Here is a 19,523-nt window from a genome sequence, read left to right on the forward strand (position 1 = left end):
GGCGGCCGAGCCCCGGCCGATAGAGCCCAGCAAAATCTCGGTCCATCGCAACGAGAGCCGCGTTCACGATCTCCTGTATCACTCGCAACGGATGGTCGCGGCGAACCCGCGCCTCAAGGTCGACATACGAAAACAGCGAACCTGTCCGTTCGTCTGAGCCGCGCATCCAAAAATCCCCAAATCATCTCGGGATCAGTGAATCACGACCCAAACACCCGCGCCAGCACTTCTTCAACAGCCTGCTAAAGCTCCAGGTTCCAGTTCTGGCCGACCAGATCCTTGCCGAAGGCGTGGTGGCGCTCTTCGTCGGCCAGCTTGAAGCCGGCATTCTCGTAGATGTGGCGGGCGGCGGTCAGTATGTCGTTGGTCCACAGGGTCAATGTCTTGTACCCCTTGGCGCGGGCAAAGCCGATGCATTCCTCGACCAGCCGCTTGCCGATACCGAGGCCCCGCGCCGAAGGCTCGACATAGAGCAGGCGCAGCTTTGCCACTTCGTCCGACTTGCGCACGACGAAGACCGAGCCGACCACCTCCCCTTGCCGCTCGGCGATCCAGCTGCGCTCCCATTTTGGATCGAAGGATTTTACGAAGGCGCCGAGGATTTCGGCGACCAGCGCCTCATAGGTTTCGTCCCAGCCATAGTCCTGCGCGTAGATCTGGCCCTGACGGCGGACAATCCAGCCTATGTCGCCGACCTGCAAGGGTCGCAGCATGTAGGGAACTTTGGGCTCCGGGCTCTCGCCCAGAAGCTGCTGCACCGTCTGCATGGCCTTGACCAGCCGGTCCTGTTCGGCAGCCGGGAGCCGCCCCAGCAAGGCCGCGACCTGGTCGTGCGAACCCCGGTTCAGCGGCGCGAAGGCCTGCCGCCCCGCCGGCGTCAGCGTGATCGACGATTGCCGCGCATCCGACGCCAGCGCCGTGCGCGAAATCAGCTGCAAGTGCTCGAACTTCTTCAGGAGGCGGCTGACATAGCCGGCGTCGAGGCCGAGATCGCGAATGAGATCAGTGGCCGTCAGGCCGTCGCGATGCGCCAGTTCGTAAAGCACCCGCGCTTCGGTCAACGAGAAGGCACTTTTCAGCAGGCCTTCGTCGAGCAGACCAATCTGGCGGGTGTAGAAGCGGTTGAAAGCCCGCACCGCGTCGATGCGTTCCTTGCCGGGTTGATGATGGATCGTCATGGGCCAGCCTCCTGCCCCAGAACGATCGATCATTTATTTGACTTAGTCAAGTATCGTGACTGAACGCTCACGCCATCGTGTCTTCGGGAACGAATGGTTTCGGTCAGGCGATGGCGCGGCGGCGGCGCGCGACCAGTATGAACAGACCAAGCATTACGACGCTGGCCGCGGCACTCGCGGCGGCGAATTCCGGTACCGGCCGAAAGTCCTTGCCGTCGATCAGCAGCGATGCCGCGATCGGCCCGATGGCCAGACCGAAGAGTTGGGCAGCCGGCACCAGGAGCACTGCCGTGCGCGTCTCGTCGGCGGTGATCGCCAGCCGGATCTGATAAGGCACGATGAACAGAAGAATGAAGCCCATGACCAGCGCGGCGGCCCAGAATATCGTCAGGCTTGGACTACTGGCCAGCACTGCGGAACAGGCGACGGCGACCACGCCGATCGCCACGATGGCGATGCGGTAGTCGATGCGCGCCTCGAAGACAGTGGCCGTCATGGCGCCCAGGACCTGGACCGCGAGGCTGGCCGAGACGATCAGGCCGACCGTGCGGCCGTCGATGCTGTATTGTGCGCCGAGCGGCTCGAGAAAAGCCCAGACCGAGCCGAAGAACATGAAGTAGCAGAAGACGCACAGCAGAGCGGTGATCGAAGGCACGGTCAGCACATTGCCGAAATTCTCCTCCTTCGGCAGGTCGGCATAGTTATCCGGGACGATGAAGGCGACCGCCAGCGAGGCGATGCAGACGACGGCAAGAACGATGAAGCCGCCCGCCGATCCGGCAGCCGGGATGACGTAAAGCGCCAGCAGCAGCGCCAGCGCGCATTGCGCCAGGGTCTGGATGGTGACGAAATAGCCGCCGATGCGCTCGGCCCGGCGCGAGCGGGCGATCAGTTCGGTGGCGACCGCCACCAGGCCACCTTCGGCGAGACCGGCGACAGTGCGGGCGCCAATCAGCGAATTCGGGCTGACCGCATAGGCGGTTGCCCAGTTCGCCAGCGCCAGCAGGACCAGAAGGACCGCACTCTTCCAACGCATATTGCGCGCGGAGAGCAGCATCGCGATGACCGCCGAGCCGATGCCGATGGCGATCATCTCCGCCGTGGCGACCAGAGCGAGTTCGTCGCCGCTGACATGTCCCTCGGTGTAGAGCGCGCCAAGCAGCACCGGCTGCAGGCCGAGAATGAGTAGGCCAACCGAGCCGATCCACAGCGCCGAGGCAAGCTGCGCCCCCGTCGGGTTGCCGACCAGCCAGTCGCCGTTTCCGGCATCGGCATTACGAACAGAAGTCACGGGCGTCTCCCAAACGTCCTTGCCTGACGGCACAAAAACTGACAATCTGTCAGTATTTAGAAGCTGATACTCGATCATATTCGTTTGTCAATCATTGGTGAGGCGCGGCATCAGCAAGGCTGGGGATCGATGGTCTTGACGATCGAGAGGGTGGCGGCATGAACGAAACAGTGAGAACGGCGACCGAACCGAGGCGCAGGCCCAAGCAGGAGCGCAGCCGCGAGCGCATCGACGCCATCCTGTCGACCACCATGCGGCTGATCGGCGAAAAGGGCATCGACGCCGTCACCATGAAGGAAGTCGGCGCGCTGGCCGGCGGGCCGATCGCCACCGTCTATCATTACTTCCCAAACAAGTCGGCGATCCTGGCGATGCTCTACGAGCGTTTCTCGGAAGTGAGCCGCGCCCGGCTTGCCGTGATCGTTGCCGACATTGGCGGACTGAGCGACGTCATCGCCGCCGCCGACCGGCTGCTCGACGATTACTATGAACGTGTCGCCGGTGACCCGGCCATCCAGGACCTGCAGAACGCCATCCAGGCCGACAAGGCGCTGCAAAATCTGGATATCGCCGAAACCCGGCGCCAGGCGGCGATGTTCTGCGATCATGTCGGTCCGTTTCTCGCGGCCGAACGGCGCCAGGAGTTCGGGCGCATGGTCTTCCTGATCTTCCAGCTTGCCGGAGGCGTCGTGCGCATGGCGCTGACCCAGGACGAAACGGAAAGCCGCCATACGATCGAGGACTACCGGTCGATCATCCATACGCAGTTGCGCCAGTTTCTTTAGGCGAGAAGGCCTATCGCGCCCGGTGCATGAGGCCCTCGAAGCCGTCGGCCAGATTGGCGGCGCCGGCCGCAAACATTTTCACCAGGTTTTTGGGACGGCCCGGCGTCTTGTTGGCATCGAGCAGGATCGCCCTGCCCTCATGCATGACGAAATCGAATTTGCCGTAGTCGAAGCCGAGTTCTCGTCGCCACTCGCGGATCTCGTCAGGAACAGGGACAGGCTCACGTCGGATCGTTTCAGATGCCTTGACGAGGCCGTTTGGTGACACGTAGCGGGTGCAACGCTCGCTCTCTCCGCAAAACACCCAGAACCGCATTGCGAAGCCATCGGGTTCCCGTTCGGCAATGAACTTTTCCACGACCAGATCGTCGTCGCCGAAGACGCCATCCGGGACGTCGCCAAGAGACTCGTAGACCTCGTAGGGCTGCAGCCCCTGCACATCGGGAAAAGGTGGCTGCTTGCCCGCGCGCCAGGATCGCCGGTTGAGGAACGTCTCCGGAATGCCCTGATTGTTGAGATTGGTTTTGACGATGACCGGGCCTTGCCAGGCGTCGTCATGCGTTAGCAACGCGCCGCTGACCCGTCGCTTGGAGATGTCGGCCGTTGCGAGATTGAGGCAGAATGGAAAACCCCGCGCATAGTCGAGATAATCCGCCGGTGTAACGGTTGCATCGACATGTAGAATTGCGATGTCGGCACTGTGCGTCATGGCCGGGCCTTGCTGGATCCGGACCGAATGACCGCGCCTTTTCAGTTCTTCGAGAACATCGAAAAGCATATAGGGGCTCGACCTGCGCAGTAAGAGGTTGCGGCCGCTCTGGAACCGATCGTGCTCATGCGTTACGACGACAATACGTGCCACAGACAGCCTTTTGATTTTCTGCAATTTTCTAATAGGCGACTGTGAACACCAAAAGCCAGACGTCTCGGACTCTGCAAAGGCAGCATGACAAATCATTGGGACAATTATCACCGTCACTGGAGGCTTCTGGACGCGCCGCTTCGGCCGACGCCGGAAACCGTTGGTATATTCGAGCGCGAAGTCAGCCTGGCAAATGCCGATGTCCTGCTCCTGGGGGTGACGCCGGAACTTGCAGTGCTTGGCAGATCGATGCTGGCGGTCGACCAGTCGGCGGCCATGATCTCGGGCGTATGGGCTGGCGACAATACCTCGCGCAGCGCGATGGCTGGAAACTGGCTGGATCTGCCGGTTGCCGGGGCCAGCACCGAGGCAGTCATTGGCGACGGATGCCTGTCCGCCGTCGCCTCGAAGGCGGCGCGCAATCGCCTGCATGGCGAAATCGCCAGGGTCCTGAGACCCGGCGGGCGTGCCGCGATCCGCGTTTTCGCCGCTCCGGAAACGACCGAGGATCTGGCCAGCATTGAAGCCCAGGTGCTGGCCGGTGCGATCGAGAATTTCCATGCGCTCAAATGGCGGATCGCCATGGCGTGCACCACGGGCGGCCCGGATTTCGCGATCCAGGTGCGAATGATCCGCGACACATTCGACGGCCTGTTCCCCGACCGCGAGGCCCTTGCCGCGCGGACGGGATGGAGCATCGCCTCGATCAACACGATCGACGTCTATGCCGGCTCCGACGTAAGCTACAGCTTCGCGACGCTGGCCGTGCTGGTCGATGAGGCGAGTGGGTGGTTCGGCGACGTGCGCGTCGTGCCGAGCGGCTCCTATCCGCTGGCGGAACGATGCCCTCTGCTGGTGCTTGGATCGCCGAGGCGTCGCTAGGCTTCCCGTCAGACCACGGCAGGGCTCAAATTAGAGCAAATTGAGCCCACCGCTCGCCTTGACTCTCGAAAGCCACGCGCCTATTTCAGCGCCACGTTAGCACTCTCCCTTGGTGAGTGCTAACGCATGTCCGGCATCGCCGGATGGAGGAACTGTTCTCACCGTTCTCATTCGAGGAAGAAAAAATGGCAAAGTCGAAGTTCCGCCCGCTTCATGACCGCGTGGTCGTTCGCCGGGTCGAATCCGAATCCAAGACCGCCGGCGGGATCATCATCCCGGATACGGCAAAGGAAAAGCCGCAGGAAGGCGAGATCATCGCCGTCGGCTCCGGCGCTCGTGACGAAGCTGGCAAGCTGGTTCCCCTGGACGTCAAGGCTGGCGACCGCATCCTGTTCGGCAAGTGGTCGGGCACCGAAGTCAAGCTCAATGGCGAAGACCTTCTGATCATGAAGGAATCCGACATTATGGGCATCATCGGCTGATTATCGGCCTCACCGTCAACTAAATTTCGGGCTTGATCGCAAGCCCCTGCCAGGAGCTAAAACATGGCTGCCAAAGACGTAAAATTCTCCCGCGATGCCCGTGAGCGCATGCTGCGCGGCGTCAACATCCTTGCCGACGCGGTGAAGGTCACGCTCGGCCCCAAGGGCCGCAACGTCGTCATCGACAAGTCGTTCGGCGCCCCGCGCATCACCAAGGACGGCGTCACCGTCGCCAAGGAAATCGAGCTTGAGGACAAGTTCGAAAACATGGGCGCGCAGATGGTCCGCGAAGTTGCTTCGAAGACCAACGACATCGCCGGCGACGGCACCACGACCGCGACCGTTCTGGCGCAGTCGATCGTCCAGGAAGGCCACAAGGCGGTTGCCGCCGGCATGAACCCGATGGACCTGAAGCGCGGCATCGATCTGGCCGTGACCGAAGTCGTCGCGGCTCTCGGCAAGGCTGCCAAGAAGATCAAGACCTCCGAGGAAGTTGCCCAGGTCGGCACGATCTCGGCCAATGGCGACGAGTCGGTCGGCGCCATGATCGCCGAAGCGATGCAGAAGGTCGGCAACGAAGGCGTCATCACGGTTGAGGAAGCCAAGACCGCCGAGACCGAGCTGGAAGTCGTCGAAGGCATGCAGTTCGACCGCGGCTATCTCTCGCCCTACTTCGTCACCAACGCCGACAAGATGGTTGCCGAGCTCGAGGACGTCTACATCCTCCTGCACGAGAAGAAGCTCTCCAACCTCCAGGCCATGCTGCCGGTTCTCGAAGCCGTCGTGCAGACCTCCAAGCCGCTGCTCATCATCTCGGAAGACGTCGAAGGCGAGGCCCTGGCCACGCTGGTCGTCAACAAGCTCCGCGGTGGCCTGAAGATCGCCGCCGTCAAGGCTCCGGGCTTCGGTGATCGCCGCAAGGCCATGCTGGAAGACATCGCCATCCTCACCGGTGGCCAGGTCATCTCGGAAGACCTCGGCATCAAGCTCGAGAACGTCGGCCTCAACATGCTCGGCCGCGCCAAGAAGGTGTCGATCTCCAAGGAGAACACCACCATCGTTGACGGCGCCGGCAAGAAGGCCGAGATCCAGGGCCGCGTTGCCCAGATCAAGCAGCAGATCGAAGAGACCACGTCGGACTACGACAAGGAGAAGCTGCAGGAACGTCTCGCCAAGCTGGCGGGCGGCGTTGCGGTGATCCGCGTCGGCGGCGCGACGGAAGTCGAAGTCAAGGAAAAGAAGGACCGCGTCGATGACGCCCTCAACGCGACCCGCGCGGCCGTGGAAGAAGGCATCGTTGCTGGTGGTGGCGTCGCGCTGCTGCGCGCTTCGGCCAACATCAAGGCTGCCGGCGCCAATGCCGACCAGGCTGCCGGCATCAACATTGTCCGTCGTGCTCTGCAGGCTCCGGCCCGCCAGATCGCCTCGAACGCTGGTGCGGAAGCTTCGATCGTTGCCGGCAAGATCCTCGACAACAAGGGCGCGACCTACGGCTACAACGCCCAGACCGGCGAGTATGGCGACATGATCGCCATGGGCATCGTCGACCCGGTCAAGGTCGTTCGCACGGCTCTCCAGGACGCGGCTTCGGTCGCCGGCCTGCTCGTCACCACCGAAGCCATGATCGCGGAGGCTCCGAAGAAGGAGTCGGCTGGCGGCGGCATGCCCGGCGGCATGGGCGGCGGCGGCATGGGCGGCATGGGCGGCATGGATTTCTAAGAAGTCCATAAAGCACGCCCATGAACTAAGTTGCTCAAGCCCGCAAGCGGGCTTGAGTGGCGGCATGGATTTCTAAGAAGTCCATAAAGCACGCCCATGAGCTAAAGTTGCTCAAGCCCGCAAGCGGGCTTGAGTGGCGGCATGGATTTCTAATCCAGCCAACCTGGCTTGTGCATACGGAAAGGGCGCCGAAAGGCGCCCTTTCTGCGTTTAGGTTGGCTACCGAGGTTCAGACGGCGGCATCCGCACGTCGCTGCGTCTCTCCTCCAGTCAGCACAGCGCCTTTGACGAGAGCCGCGACCTCGTCGGCGACGACAGCCAGCGCCGAGCGGTCGCGGGTGGCCCGCGCAATCACCATCAGCCCTTCCAGCGAGGATTCGACCAGCAGCGCCAGGGCATGCGCGCGGCGCTCGGTCACCCCTGCCCTGACAAAGGCCTGTTGCAGAAGACCTATCCATTGCTCGAAAGCCGATCGGCAAAGTTCCGCCAGTTCCGGCACGTCGGTCGGCGAATCCAGCACCACCGGCGCGATCGGACAGCCCAGTGAAAACTCGTTTTCCTCCAGCATGCGTCCTACCGACTGATAGATGTGGTGGACGGCCACCGCCGGATCGCTCTCGGCGGCAAGCGCCTCGCCCAGCCTTTTCGTCACGCCGGCGACGCTGTCGCGCGTCACCTCGATGACCAACTGGTCCTTGCCGCCAGGAAAATGGAAGTAGAGCGAGCCGCGCGGTGCAGCACTGGCGCTCAAGATATCGTTGAGCGAAGTGCCGTGATAGCCGCGCTGCCTGAGCAGCAGCGCCGTCGTCTCGAGTATGCGGGTGCGGGTGTCGTTTGCCATGTCAGCCTCTGTCAGGAGCGGCCATTATAGGCCTTGCGCAAAATATGACAACCGGTCTACATAATATGTAGATCAGTCTACATACTTTTGGAGAGCGATATGCGCAGCTACCGTCTCGAAGGATCCGGCGGGGCCGATTCCTTGGCGATGCGTGACGAGGCTCGGCCAGAACCGAAACCGCATGAGATTGTGATCCGCGTTCGTGCCACCTCGCTCAACCGCCGCGACACGATGATCCTGGGCGGAACCTATCCGCTGACGCCGCGCCATGGGAGTCGTGCCGCTCAGCGACGGCGCCGGTGAGGTCGTCGCTGTTGGCGATCAGGTCACGCGCTTTGCCGTCGGCGACCGTGTCACCGGCAGTTATTTCGCCCGCTGGATCGACGGCCGCATCAATGCCGGGCTAATCGACCAGCTCGGCTGCACGCTGGACGGCATGCTGGCCGAATATGCCGTGCTCGACGAGCAATGGGCGGCGCGCCTGCCCGGTCATCTGAGTTGGCACGAGGCGGCGACGTTGACCTGCGCCGGCGTGACGGCCTGGAATGCAGTGACGGGTCCCGGAATTCTCAAACCAGGTCAATGGGTTCTGGTCATCGGTTCGGGTGGCGTAGCGCTGTTTGCGCTGCAGTTCGCCAAACTCGCAGGCTGTCGCGTCGTGGCTGTCACGTCGCGCGCCGAGAAGGCCGACAGGCTGCGGGCGCTGGGCGCCGACCTCGTTGTCTCCAGCACCGACACGCCGGAATGGGGCGGCTGGGTGCGCGAGCAGACAGGTGGCATCGACCTGGTCGTTGAAACCGGCGGCCCGGCCACCTTCGCGCAGTCGCTGATTGCCAGCACGCTTTACGGGCACATCGTGCTGCTGACGCTGCAGGACGCCAAAGGCAGATCGATCGAGATGCCGGCAGCGCTTTATCAGCGCAGCCTCGTCACCATCAGCCGCCTGTTCGTCGGCAGCCGGACGAACCTCGAAGCGATGCTGCGCGCCGTCTCCCAGCATCGCCTGAAGCCCGTCATCGACAAGGTCTTCCCCTTTGCCGAGGGCGCCGAAGCCTACCGCTATTTCCAGCAGGGCGACGTCTTCGGGAAGGTTGTCATCGACGGCGCCTGACCCGTTTGCCCACCCGTCATTTTCAACCTCGATCCCAGGAGAACGACCATGACCATCCGTGAAGCCCAGGCAGAGTGGCAAGGGACGCTGAAGGAAGGTGCCGGCCGGCTGCGGCTGGGCAGCGGCGTCTTTGAAGGCGCCTATTCCTTTCCGTCGCGCTTTGAAAACGGCCCAGGCACCAACCCGGAAGAACTGATAGCCGCGGCCCATGCCGGCTGCTTCTCGATGGCGCTGACCTTCATCCTCGGCCAGGACGGCCACGTTGCCCGCACCATCCGCACCGTCGCCAAGGTCCATCTCGGTGCGACCGCCGCGGGGCCGACGATCACCCGCATCGAGCTCGAAACGCAAGCCGACATCCCGGGCCTAGAGCCTGCCGAATTCCAGCGCATGGCGGAGACGGCCAAGACGACCTGCCTCGTCTCTCGCGCTTTGGCCGGCGTTGCGAACATCGCGCTCAAGGCCGAGCTCGTCGCCACCACTGCCACGAAACAATGAAAACCAGGAGATATGAAATGGACCAGAACAGCATCACGAACATTCATCCGGACGACCGCTCCAGGCAGACCGCCGAAATCATGCAGCGCTTCAACGATGTATTCCAGTTGCACGATCCATCGGCGCTCGGCCAACTGGTCGCCGAGGACTGCGTCATCGAAAACACGGTGCCGGCGCCGGACGGCGCCCGCCATGCCGGCAAAGAGGCATGCGTTGCCCTATGGTCGGCAATCGCCACCCAGCCCGGCACGCGCTTCGACCTTGAGGAAACGTGTGTTGCCGGTGAGCGGGCAACGATCCGCTGGCGCTATTTCATGGCCGACGGCAACTCCATCCGCGGCGTCAACCTGATGCGCGTCGCAGATGGGCTGATCGTCGAGGCGATGGGCTATGTGAAGGGGTAGCGCCGCGCCCCGTCTTTCCTACCGGTCGGCCAGCGCCAGCTTGGCGCCGAGCATGACGAACGCGCCGGCGAACGTGCGACGCATCCAGGTCAGCACCATCGGCCGCGACACGACGTGGCTGCGGATCGAGGCGGCAAAGATGCCGTAAGCCACGAACACGACGAAGGTCAGCAGCATGAAGACGCTCGAGAGTTCGAGCATTTTCGCGAAAGCGTTCGGTTCGGTGGTGCTGACGAATTGCGGCAGGAAGGCAAAGAAGAAGATCGACAGCTTTGGGTTGAGGATGTTGATCAGGATGCCGGAGGTGATGACCTTGGCGGCGGAACGGGGTGCTGCGTTTTCGTCGACGCTCAAGCCGCCCTTCTCCTTCAACGTGTTCCAGGCCATGTAGAGGAGATAGGCAACCCCGAGATACTTTAGGGTCTCGAAGGCGACAGCGCTCGTGTGCAGCAGCGCCGCCAGGCCGGTGATGGCGGCGGCCATGTGCGGGATAATGCCGAGCGTGCAGCCGAAAGCAGCAATGATCGAGGCGCGCACCCCGCGTGAAAGCCCGGCGCTCAGCGTATAGAGAACGCCGGTGCCGGGCGAAGCCACGACGATCAGCGACGTCAGCAGGAATTCGATGCTCATGGATCCTCCAACGCCCTGCCCGGCGTGGAAGCTATCGGGGGATGCGGGACGAGGCAAGCGGTGGTGAGCTTGATCTCCCCCCTCGTGGGGGAGATGGCCGGCAGGCCAGAGGGGGGCGCGAAGGATCGCCTACGCCACTGTCTTCCGATCGTTCGAAGCCCTCAATCGTCTGGCCGAGAGGCCGGCGGGACAGCGCCCCCCTCTGCCCTGCCGGGCATCTCCCCCACGTGGGGGGAGATTGGCAGTTCGAGCGCCATCCCGTGCGCCTTGCGCGCCATCAGGCAATCGTCGCCGCCGGGCATGCAGGCGCGGCAGACATCAGGGCGGATCTCGTAAATGCCGCAGGCCGTGTGCTTGCCAACCTCGCCGGTCAGCGCCGAACAGCGGACACCGTCGCAGCGCATGCCGGACAGGTCAGCCGCCACGAATTTTTCCGGAATCCGGTCGAGCTGCGCATCGTCCTCGGTCGAGAAGCGTGGCCATTCGGCTGAATAGGAACAGCAGGCGCCGCAGCTCTGGCAATCGAAGATTACGACCGCGCCCTCATCGCCAGACGAAAAGTCTAGTGCGTCAGCCAAGTCGGCGGGCGCGATGGCGGGATGACCGGCAGCTTGCGGCAAGGCGCTATTTCTTCTTGCCTGCCTTGCCCTTCGGCGCGTCCGCCGGCGACTTGAACAGGTCGGTCGCGGCCTCCGTGGCCTCAGCGGCCTTCGGCGCGGCAGCGGGCTTGGCCGGCTTTGCAGCGGCAGCCGTCGCTGCCGGCTGGTCCTTGGCAGAGAATTTTATGGCCATGTCAGTCCTCGTCGGAAAAACGCGATGATGGTGCGCGCGGATTGCGCAAGCGGCCGATCAGCGCCGAGACCGCCGTGATGTTCATTTCCTCGGGCGACCAGTTCCTGGCCTCCGCGATGTGGTGTGCCGCCAGTTCGCGATGCGTGCTGCCGCTATAGGCGGCATCCTGGTAGGTCACCCGCTCCAGGGTCTTTTTGTCCTCGCGGACATATTCGATCAGGTAGTTCGGGGCTTCGGCGCGGCCGCGCACGCCGACGCGCACCTGGGCATCGCCATGCGCGCGCTTGCAGCGCTCGAGCTTTTCCAGCACGCGGCGGACATATTCGACCGGCTTGTCCAGGCCTTCGACCATGGACGCAATGGTCGAATCGGCATCGATCGGTGTAGGCGGCACGCGCTTGGTAGCCATCAGCGTTTGCCTGCCCGCTTCGGCAGCGCCGCAAGGGCGGCGGCCGCTGCCATTTCGTCGGCTTCCTTTTCCTTGCGCAGTTCGCGCAAGCGTGCGGTCTTGGCTTCGCGCGCCTCGCTGACGGCATCACGCTCGGACAGGATGCGGTTGAGCGACATCGACTGGGTTTGCGTCTTGCTGAACAGCGAGCCGGCCTGGTCGGCGGTCTTCGATTGAGTGGTCAAAACTTTCTCCTGTCGGGAGCCTGATGCCGATAGAGCGAGACCGGTCTTCGGTCACGACCAAAGCAGTACGGCATCGGGGCAATACGGGCGGTTCAGATTGCTGGAGCGTCCCTTAGCACGTTCCGGCCGGCGTGCAGCGCACTTTTAGCGGCATGACACGCAAAATGAAAAAGGCCAGGCACCGCCTGACCTTCCATGGAAGCGCCGCGCATCCAGTTGGATGCGCAAGGCACTCCTTTCAGCCTTTCATCGGTGCCAGTACATCCGTGGTCACCGGAAGGCCGAATTCCCTATCAGGCCGCCTTCAACTGGTCGGCGGACATCTTGCCCGACTTGTTGTCGCGGGTCATCTCGTAGCCGAGCTTCTGACCCTCGACGATGTCACGCATACCGGCGCGCTCTACGGCCGAGATGTGGACGAAAACGTCGGCGGAGCCGTCGTCAGGCTGAATAAAACCAAAACCTTTGGTGGCGTTGAACCATTTCACTGTGCCGGTGGCCATGAAGAACCCTTTCCCTGGCAAATATTCGTTCACCATTGTGCGACTGCACAACAGCGTTTGTCTCGATTTTTGATGGGGAAGTTCGTCAAAGGCGCGCGTGCGTGCGCGGATAACAAAAGTCGGTCAAACAAATATCGACATATGTCTTGTAGACTTCTTTTGGCACCGAGTCAATTTCTGGTTTTCCTGCGGCCAGAATTCAACCTGGGGATGCCGAGCCGTGACGCCTCAACTGGCGAGCCAGGGTAAGGCGGGCGTAAAAAAAAGCACCAAAGCCGGAACCAATCCCAAGCCGGCGCATTTTTATGGTGTCAGCACTACAGAGAGCAATCTCAGAATGCTGGCAACAGGACGCCTCCCGCACATTAAACGGTGCGAGAGGCGTTCTTTGTATGTGCCGGGCTTTTTCGGCGTTCGACCGCCCTATTTAGACTCTCTCCCGGATCAGGGATGTCTCAGTCGACCATCCGTCGACCTATTCGTCCGGGCCGGGTTCCGGCCACGTCTCCTTCGCCGCTTCCGCATACCAGTGCCGCATTGCCGGCGTTGCCAGCACCGCATCGACATAGGAGCGTGTGTCGGTCGCAAGCTCGCCGCCATAGATGTCGAAGCGGGTGACGACCGGTGCGTACATGGCATCAGCCGCGGTGAAATGGCCAAACAGGAACGGACCGCCCTTGCCGTATTGTTCCCGGCACTGGCGCCAGATCGTCTCGATGCGCGCCCGCTGCAGTTCGCCTTCGGCGTCGAGCGGCTTGTGCCCCTTGGGCCGGCGCAAATTCATCGGCCAGCCGTAGCGCACCTCGCGAAAGCCGGAATGCATCTCGGTCGCCACCGAACGGGCCAAGGCACGAGCGCCGATATCCTGCGGCCAGAGTTTTTTCTCCGGAAACAGATCGGCCAGATATTCAAGGATGGCAAGGGTTTCCCAGACGATCCTGCCGTTGTGATTCAGGATCGGCACGAGGCCGGTCGGTGACACTCTCGCCAGATTGGCAAAGGTCTCGGGCGTGCGCAGGCGAACGAAGCCTTCCTCGAATGGTATCTCCAGATGCTTCATCGCCACCCATGGCCTCAGCGACCAGGATGAAAAGCATTTGTTGGCGATGATGAGCGTGAATTCGGCCAAGACGGTCTCCCCCAAAATTTTCGTCACACTAGCCGCTCATACGATGGCGGCAAGCATCCAGGCGACCAGATAGGCAACCAATGCGACGATGATTTGCTGTCCGGGGAACCTAAGCCACGCCTGCCCGTTTGCCTCCTGCAAATGAAATCCCAGGAGATGCAAAGATGGTGAACAAGGATCAGGTTGCCGGCGTGGTCAAACAGGTCAAAGGTTCCGTCAAGCAGGCTGCCGGCAAGGCGACTGGCAACAGGCAGACCGAGGCCGAAGGCACGGCCGACAAGATCGCCGGCAAGGTGCAGAAGGCCTATGGCGACGTGAAGGAAAAGGTCAAGAAGGCGTTCTGATCCGATCTTTGCAGGCAATGAAGAAGGCGGCTCAAGGCCGCCTTTTTCGTGCGCGCTGTCAGAAGGTCAGTTTCTTGCTGAAGGCGTAGGTGAACTTGACCTCGCCATGGTCGCCGGTGGCCTCGCCCAGCACCACATCCATGGCCTCGTCGGTTACTTTCGCCAGCGCAAAGCCACCCATATAGGCGGCCTTCGGCTTGAACAGGTCGAGACCGTCGCTGTTGTAGATCATCGGCACTTCGTGCTGGTGGCCATGGAAGATGGCGATGACGTTGTAGCCTTTCAGCGCTGCAAGCAACGCCTGCCGGTCGGCCTCGCTCCACCAATGCGGCGCGCCTGAGCCGTCATCGTCATAGGTGCGCTTGGCCGGGTCCCAGCGCTCGACCGAAAAAGTATCCCAGCCATAGTGCTGGAACAGGATGACGGGACGGCCGTCCGCGACGTAGGTTGCCAGATCCTGCTTCAGCCATGGCAGGCTGCTCACCGCGCCGTGGCCGGTGTCGCCGGCAAATCGATGCGTCTGGACCAGATGCAGGCCGCCCCAGTCCCAGGAATAGCAGTCGGTGTCGACATCGTATTCGGTGGCCGGCACTGGCGGTTTGAAGAACACGCCCGGGCGGTGGTTGACCTCGACATAGTCGCGCAATTCACGCCGGTACCAGTCGACATGCGGCGGCGAGCCGTTCTGGTCGAGATCGTGGTTGCCCAGCCCGACATAGACCGGCATGTGCACACGGTCCGGGCCGATGCCCTGGCTGTAGCGCTGGCTGAACTGCAAGAGCTGCGTGCCTTCGCTGGGTTCGGTGATCTGGCCGCCGCCATCGTCGGTGATGTCGCCGCCGACGACGAGGCCGAGTGGCGCGCCGATGCGGCTGCCGGCCGAACGCAGGCCGGTCGCAACACCATCGATCTCGGCCGGCCATTGCCGGTCGGCCAAGCCATTGAGGGCCGCGACATTGCGCAACAGCGCGGCATCGGTCTTGCCTTCCTGCAGGCAATTGGGGCTCAGGCCGCTCGCCATGCGACAGGCATGGACATCGGCGATGAACAAGAAGGTGGCGTCGATCGGCTGGATACGCTTTCCGGTCTGGCCGAGAGCGGCGCGCGGCAGCATGCCAGCCATGGCAAGGCCGGCTGCCTGTGCGAGGAATTTGCGCCGGGTCGAGATGCGATTCATGGTCTGAGTTTCAGCACAGCCGGCGCCCTGCCGTCCAGTTGCCACGCATGGCAGGTCGACACAGCACTGTGGCTCTGGCATTTTTTGTGCGCGGGCAGAGGAGGATTTCATGAAAGTTGCTTCGATAGGCATGGTGCTGGCTGGGTTGCTGCCGCCGGGTGTGGTGTATGCCGCCGATTGCGTCGACGCAAAATCGGCGAAGGCCGGCTTCGTGCTGCAAATGCCCGGCATTCGCAGCGAGTTTCGGCCGGTGGCCGGCGGCATGGTCTCCGTCGCCAACACCTATGAATCGCAATCGCCGCAGACACAGTTCCTGTTCGGCGGCCTGGTCGAAGTGTTTCGCGACAGCGATACAGGTCGGGTGGCGACGATCCCGTTTTCCGATCTGCGAAAACTGTTTCCGCTGAAGACGGGGGCAAAGAGCACGATTGAATTTGTCGAGCTGTCGCCGAACAAGCAGCCGAAGAGCACCAAGACGCTGAGCCTGGTCGTGAAGGGCAAGGAGACGTTCAGCGTCGGCGGCTGCAAATACAACGTGCTGGCCGTCAAGGAGACCTTCAAGAACGGAGCCGGCGAGACGCTGGACACATTCACCGCGCTTTATGCGCCCGATCTGCAAGCGGCACTCGCCCGGCGCTACGATGAAGGCACCAGCGCGGAATCGGTGAACGGCTACACGACGATCAAGTCGCTTGCCAACTAGAACGGCGCTGGTCTGGGCTCAAGGTTTTCCCGGCCGCAGCAGGATCCTGCGACGTCGCTTCGCTGCGCTCCGGAATGGCGGCATTGGGCTGCCCTCAAGTTCGGCCAGGCAATCGCGCAATACGGAAGCATCCTGCGCCGTCTTGGCCATCGCCATTGCGCCGGAATAGGCGGCGACGGCAAATGCCGCAAAGCGTTCGGGATCGGTGCCTTGCTCCCTCCCCGCCTGCTGATCGGCCCTGATCTTGTCGGCGATCGCCTGACGCCATTCGGCGAAGATTCGTGCAAGGGCGGCACGGAAATCCGAATCGGCGAGCGACAATTCATGCGCCAGATTGTTGAGCGGACAGCCGCGAACGAAGCCCTGCTGCTCTAATTCAGCCGCCACCGCCTCGAAGACTGCGCGCACGCCTTCGCGCGCCGTATCAGCCGCCCTTACCGGACCGATCCAGGTCTCCTCCAGGGCGGCAGCCACCCGCTCCTCGATCACCGCCAAGGCGAGCGCCTTCTTGGTGGGGAAATGGTGATGCAGCGCGCCGCCGGTGACACCGGCGGTAGCCATCAGCTCGCCAAGGGCGGAGCCATGATAGCCGCGCGCCTGGAACGACGCTTCGGCGACATCGAGCACCTTGTTGCGCAGGCCTTCGGGATCGTTGATGCGTTTTCGCGGCGGCCCTTTTGGGACCTGAGCAATCTCTGCTGACATTTGCGAACGATAGCAGATTGACAAAACAGGACAACCGGTCTGTTTTATAAACCGGATGATCATCCTGTTTTGGAGACGATGCGATGAACCTGCCCCTGGATGCCTCTGCGGCCTCCAGCCTGTTTGCCTCGCCTGTGGTCGAGTTGCGGCAATACACGCTGAAGCCGGGACGGCGCGAGACGCTGATCGATATCTTCGACAGCCAGTTCATCGAAGGCCAGGAAGATGCCGGCATGACCATCATCGGTCAGTTCCGCGACCTCGACCGGCCCGACATGTTCGTCTGGCTGCGCGGTTTTGGCGACATGGACGCGCGGAAGGAGGCGCTCACCGCCTTCTATGACGGGCCGGTATGGGCGGCGCACCGCGACGCCGCCAATGCGACGATGATCGATTCCGACGATGTGCTGCTCTTGAAGCCGGCCTGGCCAGGCGCCGGTTTCGACCTGTCTGGCGCGCAGCGAGGTGCTTTGCCAAAGGAAGGAAAGCCGAGCACAGACAATCGCTTGACCGGTGTTGTTGTCATCCGGATTCATCATCTGCGGCCTGGCGCCGAGGCCGATTTCGCCGGCAATTTCGAAACGGATACCGTTCCGATCCTTGCCGCCGCCGGCGGGCGGTTGCTCGGCGCCTTCATCACAGAATATGCCGAAAACAGCTTTCCCCGCTTGCCGGTGCGCCTGGGCGAAAACGTCTTCATCGCCGTCACGGCTTTCGACAGCGTCGAAGCGCATGGTCGCCATGACGCAGCGCTTGCCGCCTCGCCATGGTGGCAGTCGTTTCAGCAAGCGGCCGATACGACTAGGCCGACTGAAACTTTGCGCCTGTCGCCGACGTCGCAATCGCTGCTGCGGTAACTGGATCGGGACGGGACCTACCGAAGTTCATACTGAGCGATAGGCCGGCGGCTTGACCGCAATCGCCGATCGGCATTGCTTTCCTGACCTGGAACAGCGAGAGCATCCGATGCGACTTGGCCTTCAATGAGACTTTCTGGCAAACGGGCACTGGTCACCGGCGGTTCGGATGGCATCGGCCTAGCCATATCGGAAGCCTTTTTGCGTGAAGGCGCCGAAGTACTGATCGTTGGCCGCGACACCAAAAAGCTCGAAGCGGCACGCCAGAAACTGACGGCCGCAGGCAGCGTGGAGACCCAGTCGGCCGATCTTTCAACCTCTTCCGGCATCGATGCCGTGGTTGAGCGCGCGAAAGCAACCGGCCCGCTCGACATCCTCGTCAACAATGCCGGCGTCGCCTATCTGGTGCCGTTCGAGACCGTCACCGGGGACCAGTTCCAGCAATCCTTCGCGCTCAATGTGACGGCGGCGTTCTTCCTTACCCAGCGGCTACTGCTGCAGTTCGGCGCGGGCGCCTCGGTGATCAACATCTCGTCCTACTTCGCCAGCAAGATGATCCCGAAACGACCGTCGAGCCTCTATTCGCTATCCAAGGGCGCGCTGAACTCACTGACCAAGTCGCTGGCCTTCGAGCTCGGCCCGCGCGGCATCAGGGTCAATGCGATCGCACCAGGCACGGTTGACACCGCCATGCGGCGCAAGTCGATCGAAAACCTGCCGGCCGAAGCACAGGCGGAGCTGAAAGCCTATGTCGAGCGCAGCTACCCGCTCGGCCGCATCGGTCAGACCAGCGACCTTGCCGGCATTGCGGTCTATCTCGCCAGCGACGAAGCGGCGTGGACCAGCGGCGGGATATTTGCCGTGGATGGGGGATATACGGCGGGGTGAGAAGCGGTCGGCAAAGTTGCCGATCTCCCCCCTTGAGGGCCTGTTGCGTAATTGGCTGGTTGTGATTCTCTGAAGGCGAAAGGCCGGGAGAGTCACAATGGCAGTTAAGCGGACGGGTCAGTTGAGCTTGGTGGAGGCATTTCTGGGCGACAAGCTTGCGGGCGGTTCTTCGCCGCTCGACCGCCTGTCGGGGCTGGTGAAGTGGTATCGGTTTGAGAAGATGCTTAACCGGCTGCGGGATGGCGGGCCGGGTCGGGCAGCCTGGCCGCCACTGGTGCTGTTCAAGGCGCTTTTGTTGCAATCGCTCTATGGCTTGTCTGATCGCGAGTTGGAGGAAGCACTCGGCGACCGGCTGTCGTTCCGGCGCTTTGCCGGGCTTGGGCTGGACGACACGGTCCCCGATCACACGGTTCTGTCGCGCTTTCGCAACCTGCTTGTCGGCGAAGGGCTGATGGAGAAGCTGTTTGGCGAACTGGACCGGCAGCTGGAGAAGGCCGGTGTGATCCTGAAGCGTGGGACGATGCTGGACGCCACGCTGATCGATGCGGTCTCGGCACCGCCGACACCCGAGCGGCCGTCGAAGGACGCAGACGCCCGCCCCACCATGCGCAAGGGCAAGGATGGCTTTACCTTTGGCTACAAGGCTCATGTCGGGGTGGATGAGGGTTCGGGCCTGATCCGCACGGTGATCACCACACCGGCCAACGTCAACGACACGGTGATGGCCGATGCCTTGATCTGCGGCGACGAGAAGACGGTGTGGGCGGATGCCGCCTATGACACCCATGCCCGCCGCGCCCGATTGAAGGCACAGGGCAAGAAGGTGCGCATTGCGCGCCGTCCCAACAAGCATCATGCGCTGCCGGCACGGCTCAAGCGCTACAATCGCCTGATCGCCAGACGGCGAGCGGCGGTGGAAACCACCTTCGCTACGCTCAAGAACCGCATGAAGCTGACCACGATCCGCTACATCGGACTGGCCAAGGCTACCGCTCAAGTGACGATGGCGGCCATCGCCTTCAACATGCGCCGATGGGCGGCCATCACGGGATAGGTGCGCCTGCAGCTCGGCCGTACGGGCCGAACCGACACCTCAAACCCCAAAACCA

25 protein-coding genes and 1 pseudogene are annotated in these 19,523 nt (G+C 62.6%); 12 read left to right on the plus strand and 14 right to left on the minus strand.

The genetic code is table 11. The annotated features are described in order from the left end of the window. The 3 genes and pseudogenes from AC1D1L_RS28940 to AC1D1L_RS28950 all read right to left on the minus strand — a co-directional run. Window positions 1-166: pseudogene (locus tag AC1D1L_RS28940) on the minus strand (IS5/IS1182 family transposase); the annotation flags it as partial. Between the two features lie 76 nt (window positions 167-242). Next, window positions 243-1,178 carry a bifunctional helix-turn-helix transcriptional regulator/GNAT family N-acetyltransferase gene (locus tag AC1D1L_RS28945; protein ID WP_112564881.1) on the minus strand — a complete coding sequence of 312 codons (936 nt, stop codon included), beginning with the start codon at window positions 1,176-1,178 and terminating at the stop codon, window positions 243-245. A gap of 103 nt (window positions 1,179-1,281) precedes the next feature. Further along, window positions 1,282-2,469: an MFS transporter gene (locus AC1D1L_RS28950; RefSeq protein WP_477344663.1), complete on the minus strand. Its 1,188-nt coding sequence runs from the start codon at window positions 2,467-2,469 to the stop codon at window positions 1,282-1,284. A 158-nt stretch (window positions 2,470-2,627) separates the two neighbouring features. On the opposite strand from AC1D1L_RS28950, the gene AC1D1L_RS28955 reads away from it, so the two are divergent. Beyond that, window positions 2,628-3,254, plus strand: a complete 627-nt coding sequence (locus AC1D1L_RS28955; RefSeq protein ID WP_477344665.1) for a TetR/AcrR family transcriptional regulator — start codon at window positions 2,628-2,630, stop codon at window positions 3,252-3,254. A 10-nt stretch (window positions 3,255-3,264) separates the two neighbouring features. Here the strand turns inward: AC1D1L_RS28955 and AC1D1L_RS28960 are convergent, their stop codons facing one another. Beyond that, window positions 3,265-3,963 (minus strand): hypothetical protein, encoded by a 699-nt coding sequence (locus tag AC1D1L_RS28960; RefSeq protein ID WP_477344667.1) that lies wholly within the window; start codon window positions 3,961-3,963, stop codon window positions 3,265-3,267. A 237-nt stretch (window positions 3,964-4,200) separates the two neighbouring features. On the opposite strand from AC1D1L_RS28960, the gene AC1D1L_RS28965 reads away from it, so the two are divergent. The 3 genes from AC1D1L_RS28965 to groL all read left to right on the plus strand — a co-directional run bounded on the left by AC1D1L_RS28965 (window position 4,201) and on the right by groL (window position 7,199). Continuing rightward, on the plus strand, window positions 4,201-4,998 hold the full coding sequence (locus AC1D1L_RS28965; protein ID WP_477344669.1) for a class I SAM-dependent methyltransferase: 798 nt from the start codon (window positions 4,201-4,203) through the stop codon (window positions 4,996-4,998). Between the two features lie 185 nt (window positions 4,999-5,183). Then, window positions 5,184-5,480 carry a co-chaperone GroES gene (gene groES / locus AC1D1L_RS28970; protein WP_006203049.1) on the plus strand — a complete coding sequence of 99 codons (297 nt, stop codon included), beginning with the start codon at window positions 5,184-5,186 and terminating at the stop codon, window positions 5,478-5,480. A 63-nt stretch (window positions 5,481-5,543) separates the two neighbouring features. Beyond that, entirely contained in the window at window positions 5,544-7,199 is a 1,656-nt protein-coding gene (gene groL, locus AC1D1L_RS28975; RefSeq protein WP_112564873.1) for a chaperonin GroEL, read from the plus strand. A 229-nt stretch (window positions 7,200-7,428) separates the two neighbouring features. Here the strand turns inward: groL and AC1D1L_RS28980 are convergent, their stop codons facing one another. After that, complete coding sequence (locus tag AC1D1L_RS28980) at window positions 7,429-8,040, minus strand: TetR/AcrR family transcriptional regulator (protein ID WP_477344671.1); 612 nt, start codon at window positions 8,038-8,040, stop codon at window positions 7,429-7,431. Window positions 8,041-8,317: 277 nt separating this feature from the next. On the opposite strand from AC1D1L_RS28980, the gene AC1D1L_RS28985 reads away from it, so the two are divergent. Genes AC1D1L_RS28985 through AC1D1L_RS28995 form a run of 3 tightly spaced genes read left to right on the plus strand, consistent with a single transcriptional unit; the run spans window position 8,318 to window position 10,053 of the window. After that, window positions 8,318-9,151: a zinc-dependent alcohol dehydrogenase family protein gene (locus tag AC1D1L_RS28985; protein ID WP_477344673.1), complete on the plus strand. Its 834-nt coding sequence runs from the start codon at window positions 8,318-8,320 to the stop codon at window positions 9,149-9,151. A 48-nt stretch (window positions 9,152-9,199) separates the two neighbouring features. Then, complete coding sequence (locus AC1D1L_RS28990; RefSeq protein ID WP_477344675.1) at window positions 9,200-9,649, plus strand: OsmC family protein; 450 nt, start codon at window positions 9,200-9,202, stop codon at window positions 9,647-9,649. Window positions 9,650-9,666: 17 nt separating this feature from the next. Further along, entirely contained in the window at window positions 9,667-10,053 is a 387-nt protein-coding gene (locus AC1D1L_RS28995) for a nuclear transport factor 2 family protein (RefSeq protein ID WP_477344677.1), read from the plus strand. An 18-nt stretch (window positions 10,054-10,071) separates the two neighbouring features. Here the strand turns inward: AC1D1L_RS28995 and AC1D1L_RS29000 are convergent, their stop codons facing one another. The 7 genes from AC1D1L_RS29000 to AC1D1L_RS29030 form a co-directional block, all read right to left on the minus strand. Further along, window positions 10,072-10,683, minus strand: coding sequence for a LysE family translocator (locus AC1D1L_RS29000; RefSeq protein ID WP_477309573.1), 612 nt, complete (start codon window positions 10,681-10,683; stop codon window positions 10,072-10,074). Between the two features lie 161 nt (window positions 10,684-10,844). Next, the gene (locus tag AC1D1L_RS29005) at window positions 10,845-11,261 is read right to left on the minus strand and encodes a YkgJ family cysteine cluster protein (protein ID WP_477344813.1); all 417 of its coding nucleotides are present in this window, start codon (window positions 11,259-11,261) and stop codon (window positions 10,845-10,847) included. A gap of 46 nt (window positions 11,262-11,307) precedes the next feature. Then, a complete protein-coding gene (locus AC1D1L_RS29010; RefSeq protein ID WP_352590281.1) occupies window positions 11,308-11,475 on the minus strand; it encodes a hypothetical protein in 168 nt (55 codons plus the stop codon). Window position 11,476: 1 nt separating this feature from the next. Beyond that, window positions 11,477-11,884: a hypothetical protein gene (locus tag AC1D1L_RS29015; RefSeq protein ID WP_192252739.1), complete on the minus strand. Its 408-nt coding sequence runs from the start codon at window positions 11,882-11,884 to the stop codon at window positions 11,477-11,479. Next, window positions 11,884-12,108 (minus strand): hypothetical protein, encoded by a 225-nt coding sequence (locus AC1D1L_RS29020; RefSeq protein ID WP_112562407.1) that lies wholly within the window; start codon window positions 12,106-12,108, stop codon window positions 11,884-11,886. Before AC1D1L_RS29020 ends, AC1D1L_RS29015 begins: the two co-directional genes overlap by 1 nt. 293 nt (window positions 12,109-12,401) lie before the next feature. Continuing rightward, window positions 12,402-12,611 (minus strand): cold-shock protein, encoded by a 210-nt coding sequence (locus AC1D1L_RS29025; protein ID WP_023671502.1) that lies wholly within the window; start codon window positions 12,609-12,611, stop codon window positions 12,402-12,404. A 475-nt stretch (window positions 12,612-13,086) separates the two neighbouring features. Further along, window positions 13,087-13,740: a glutathione S-transferase family protein gene (locus tag AC1D1L_RS29030; protein WP_477344679.1), complete on the minus strand. Its 654-nt coding sequence runs from the start codon at window positions 13,738-13,740 to the stop codon at window positions 13,087-13,089. A gap of 164 nt (window positions 13,741-13,904) precedes the next feature. Between AC1D1L_RS29030 and AC1D1L_RS29035 the strand changes: the two genes are divergently transcribed. After that, window positions 13,905-14,084, plus strand: coding sequence for a CsbD family protein (locus AC1D1L_RS29035; protein ID WP_352590276.1), 180 nt, complete (start codon window positions 13,905-13,907; stop codon window positions 14,082-14,084). Between the two features lie 58 nt (window positions 14,085-14,142). Here the strand turns inward: AC1D1L_RS29035 and AC1D1L_RS29040 are convergent, their stop codons facing one another. Beyond that, window positions 14,143-15,261 carry a metallophosphoesterase gene (locus AC1D1L_RS29040; protein WP_477344681.1) on the minus strand — a complete coding sequence of 373 codons (1,119 nt, stop codon included), beginning with the start codon at window positions 15,259-15,261 and terminating at the stop codon, window positions 14,143-14,145. 109 nt (window positions 15,262-15,370) lie between these two features. Here AC1D1L_RS29040 and AC1D1L_RS29045 point away from each other — a divergent pair, with 109 nt between their 5' ends. Continuing rightward, a complete protein-coding gene (locus AC1D1L_RS29045) occupies window positions 15,371-15,964 on the plus strand; it encodes a hypothetical protein (protein WP_477344683.1) in 594 nt (197 codons plus the stop codon). Between the two features lie 18 nt (window positions 15,965-15,982). Here AC1D1L_RS29045 and AC1D1L_RS29050 read toward each other — a convergent pair whose 3' ends face one another. After that, window positions 15,983-16,669 (minus strand): LmrA/YxaF family transcription factor, encoded by a 687-nt coding sequence (locus tag AC1D1L_RS29050; protein WP_477344685.1) that lies wholly within the window; start codon window positions 16,667-16,669, stop codon window positions 15,983-15,985. 83 nt (window positions 16,670-16,752) lie between these two features. On the opposite strand from AC1D1L_RS29050, the gene AC1D1L_RS29055 reads away from it, so the two are divergent. The 3 genes from AC1D1L_RS29055 (at window position 16,753) to AC1D1L_RS29065 (ending at window position 19,468) form a co-directional block, all read left to right on the plus strand. Further along, window positions 16,753-17,526 carry an NIPSNAP family protein gene (locus AC1D1L_RS29055; protein WP_477344687.1) on the plus strand — a complete coding sequence of 258 codons (774 nt, stop codon included), beginning with the start codon at window positions 16,753-16,755 and terminating at the stop codon, window positions 17,524-17,526. Between the two features lie 126 nt (window positions 17,527-17,652). Next, window positions 17,653-18,414, plus strand: a complete 762-nt coding sequence (locus AC1D1L_RS29060; protein ID WP_477344689.1) for an SDR family NAD(P)-dependent oxidoreductase — start codon at window positions 17,653-17,655, stop codon at window positions 18,412-18,414. A 97-nt stretch (window positions 18,415-18,511) separates the two neighbouring features. Next, window positions 18,512-19,468 carry an IS5 family transposase gene (locus tag AC1D1L_RS29065; RefSeq protein ID WP_477344691.1) on the plus strand — a complete coding sequence of 319 codons (957 nt, stop codon included), beginning with the start codon at window positions 18,512-18,514 and terminating at the stop codon, window positions 19,466-19,468. The last annotated feature ends 55 nt before the right edge of the window (window positions 19,469-19,523 follow it).

This window comes from Mesorhizobium sp. P2_D6, assembly GCF_056404315.1.

Bases quoted from the DNA above. Each gene is read 5' to 3' on its own strand.
- AC1D1L_RS29050 (WP_477344685.1), bottom strand. From the start codon at position 16,669: ATGTCAGCAGAGATTGCTCAGGTCCCAAAAGGGCCGCCGCGAAAACGC.
- AC1D1L_RS29035 (WP_352590276.1), top strand. From the start codon at position 13,905: ATGGTGAACAAGGATCAGGTTGCCGGCGTGGTCAAACAGGTCAAAGGT.
- AC1D1L_RS28995 (WP_477344677.1), top strand. From the start codon at position 9,667: ATGGACCAGAACAGCATCACGAACATTCATCCGGACGACCGCTCCAGG.
- AC1D1L_RS29060 (WP_477344689.1), top strand. From the start codon at position 17,653: ATGAGACTTTCTGGCAAACGGGCACTGGTCACCGGCGGTTCGGATGGC.
- AC1D1L_RS29010 (WP_352590281.1), bottom strand. From the start codon at position 11,475: ATGGCCATAAAATTCTCTGCCAAGGACCAGCCGGCAGCGACGGCTGCC.
- AC1D1L_RS29040 (WP_477344681.1), bottom strand. From the start codon at position 15,261: ATGAATCGCATCTCGACCCGGCGCAAATTCCTCGCACAGGCAGCCGGC.
- AC1D1L_RS28980 (WP_477344671.1), bottom strand. From the start codon at position 8,040: ATGGCAAACGACACCCGCACCCGCATACTCGAGACGACGGCGCTGCTG.
- groL (WP_112564873.1), top strand. From the start codon at position 5,544: ATGGCTGCCAAAGACGTAAAATTCTCCCGCGATGCCCGTGAGCGCATG.
- AC1D1L_RS29045 (WP_477344683.1), top strand. From the start codon at position 15,371: ATGAAAGTTGCTTCGATAGGCATGGTGCTGGCTGGGTTGCTGCCGCCG.
- AC1D1L_RS29000 (WP_477309573.1), bottom strand. From the start codon at position 10,683: ATGAGCATCGAATTCCTGCTGACGTCGCTGATCGTCGTGGCTTCGCCC.
- AC1D1L_RS29065 (WP_477344691.1), top strand. From the start codon at position 18,512: ATGGCAGTTAAGCGGACGGGTCAGTTGAGCTTGGTGGAGGCATTTCTG.
- AC1D1L_RS28990 (WP_477344675.1), top strand. From the start codon at position 9,200: ATGACCATCCGTGAAGCCCAGGCAGAGTGGCAAGGGACGCTGAAGGAA.
- groES (WP_006203049.1), top strand. From the start codon at position 5,184: ATGGCAAAGTCGAAGTTCCGCCCGCTTCATGACCGCGTGGTCGTTCGC.
- AC1D1L_RS28960 (WP_477344667.1), bottom strand. From the start codon at position 3,963: ATGACGCACAGTGCCGACATCGCAATTCTACATGTCGATGCAACCGTT.
- AC1D1L_RS29015 (WP_192252739.1), bottom strand. From the start codon at position 11,884: ATGGCTACCAAGCGCGTGCCGCCTACACCGATCGATGCCGATTCGACC.
- AC1D1L_RS29025 (WP_023671502.1), bottom strand. From the start codon at position 12,611: ATGGCCACCGGCACAGTGAAATGGTTCAACGCCACCAAAGGTTTTGGT.
- AC1D1L_RS28945 (WP_112564881.1), bottom strand. From the start codon at position 1,178: ATGACGATCCATCATCAACCCGGCAAGGAACGCATCGACGCGGTGCGG.
- AC1D1L_RS29055 (WP_477344687.1), top strand. From the start codon at position 16,753: ATGAACCTGCCCCTGGATGCCTCTGCGGCCTCCAGCCTGTTTGCCTCG.
- AC1D1L_RS28955 (WP_477344665.1), top strand. From the start codon at position 2,628: ATGAACGAAACAGTGAGAACGGCGACCGAACCGAGGCGCAGGCCCAAG.
- AC1D1L_RS28965 (WP_477344669.1), top strand. From the start codon at position 4,201: ATGACAAATCATTGGGACAATTATCACCGTCACTGGAGGCTTCTGGAC.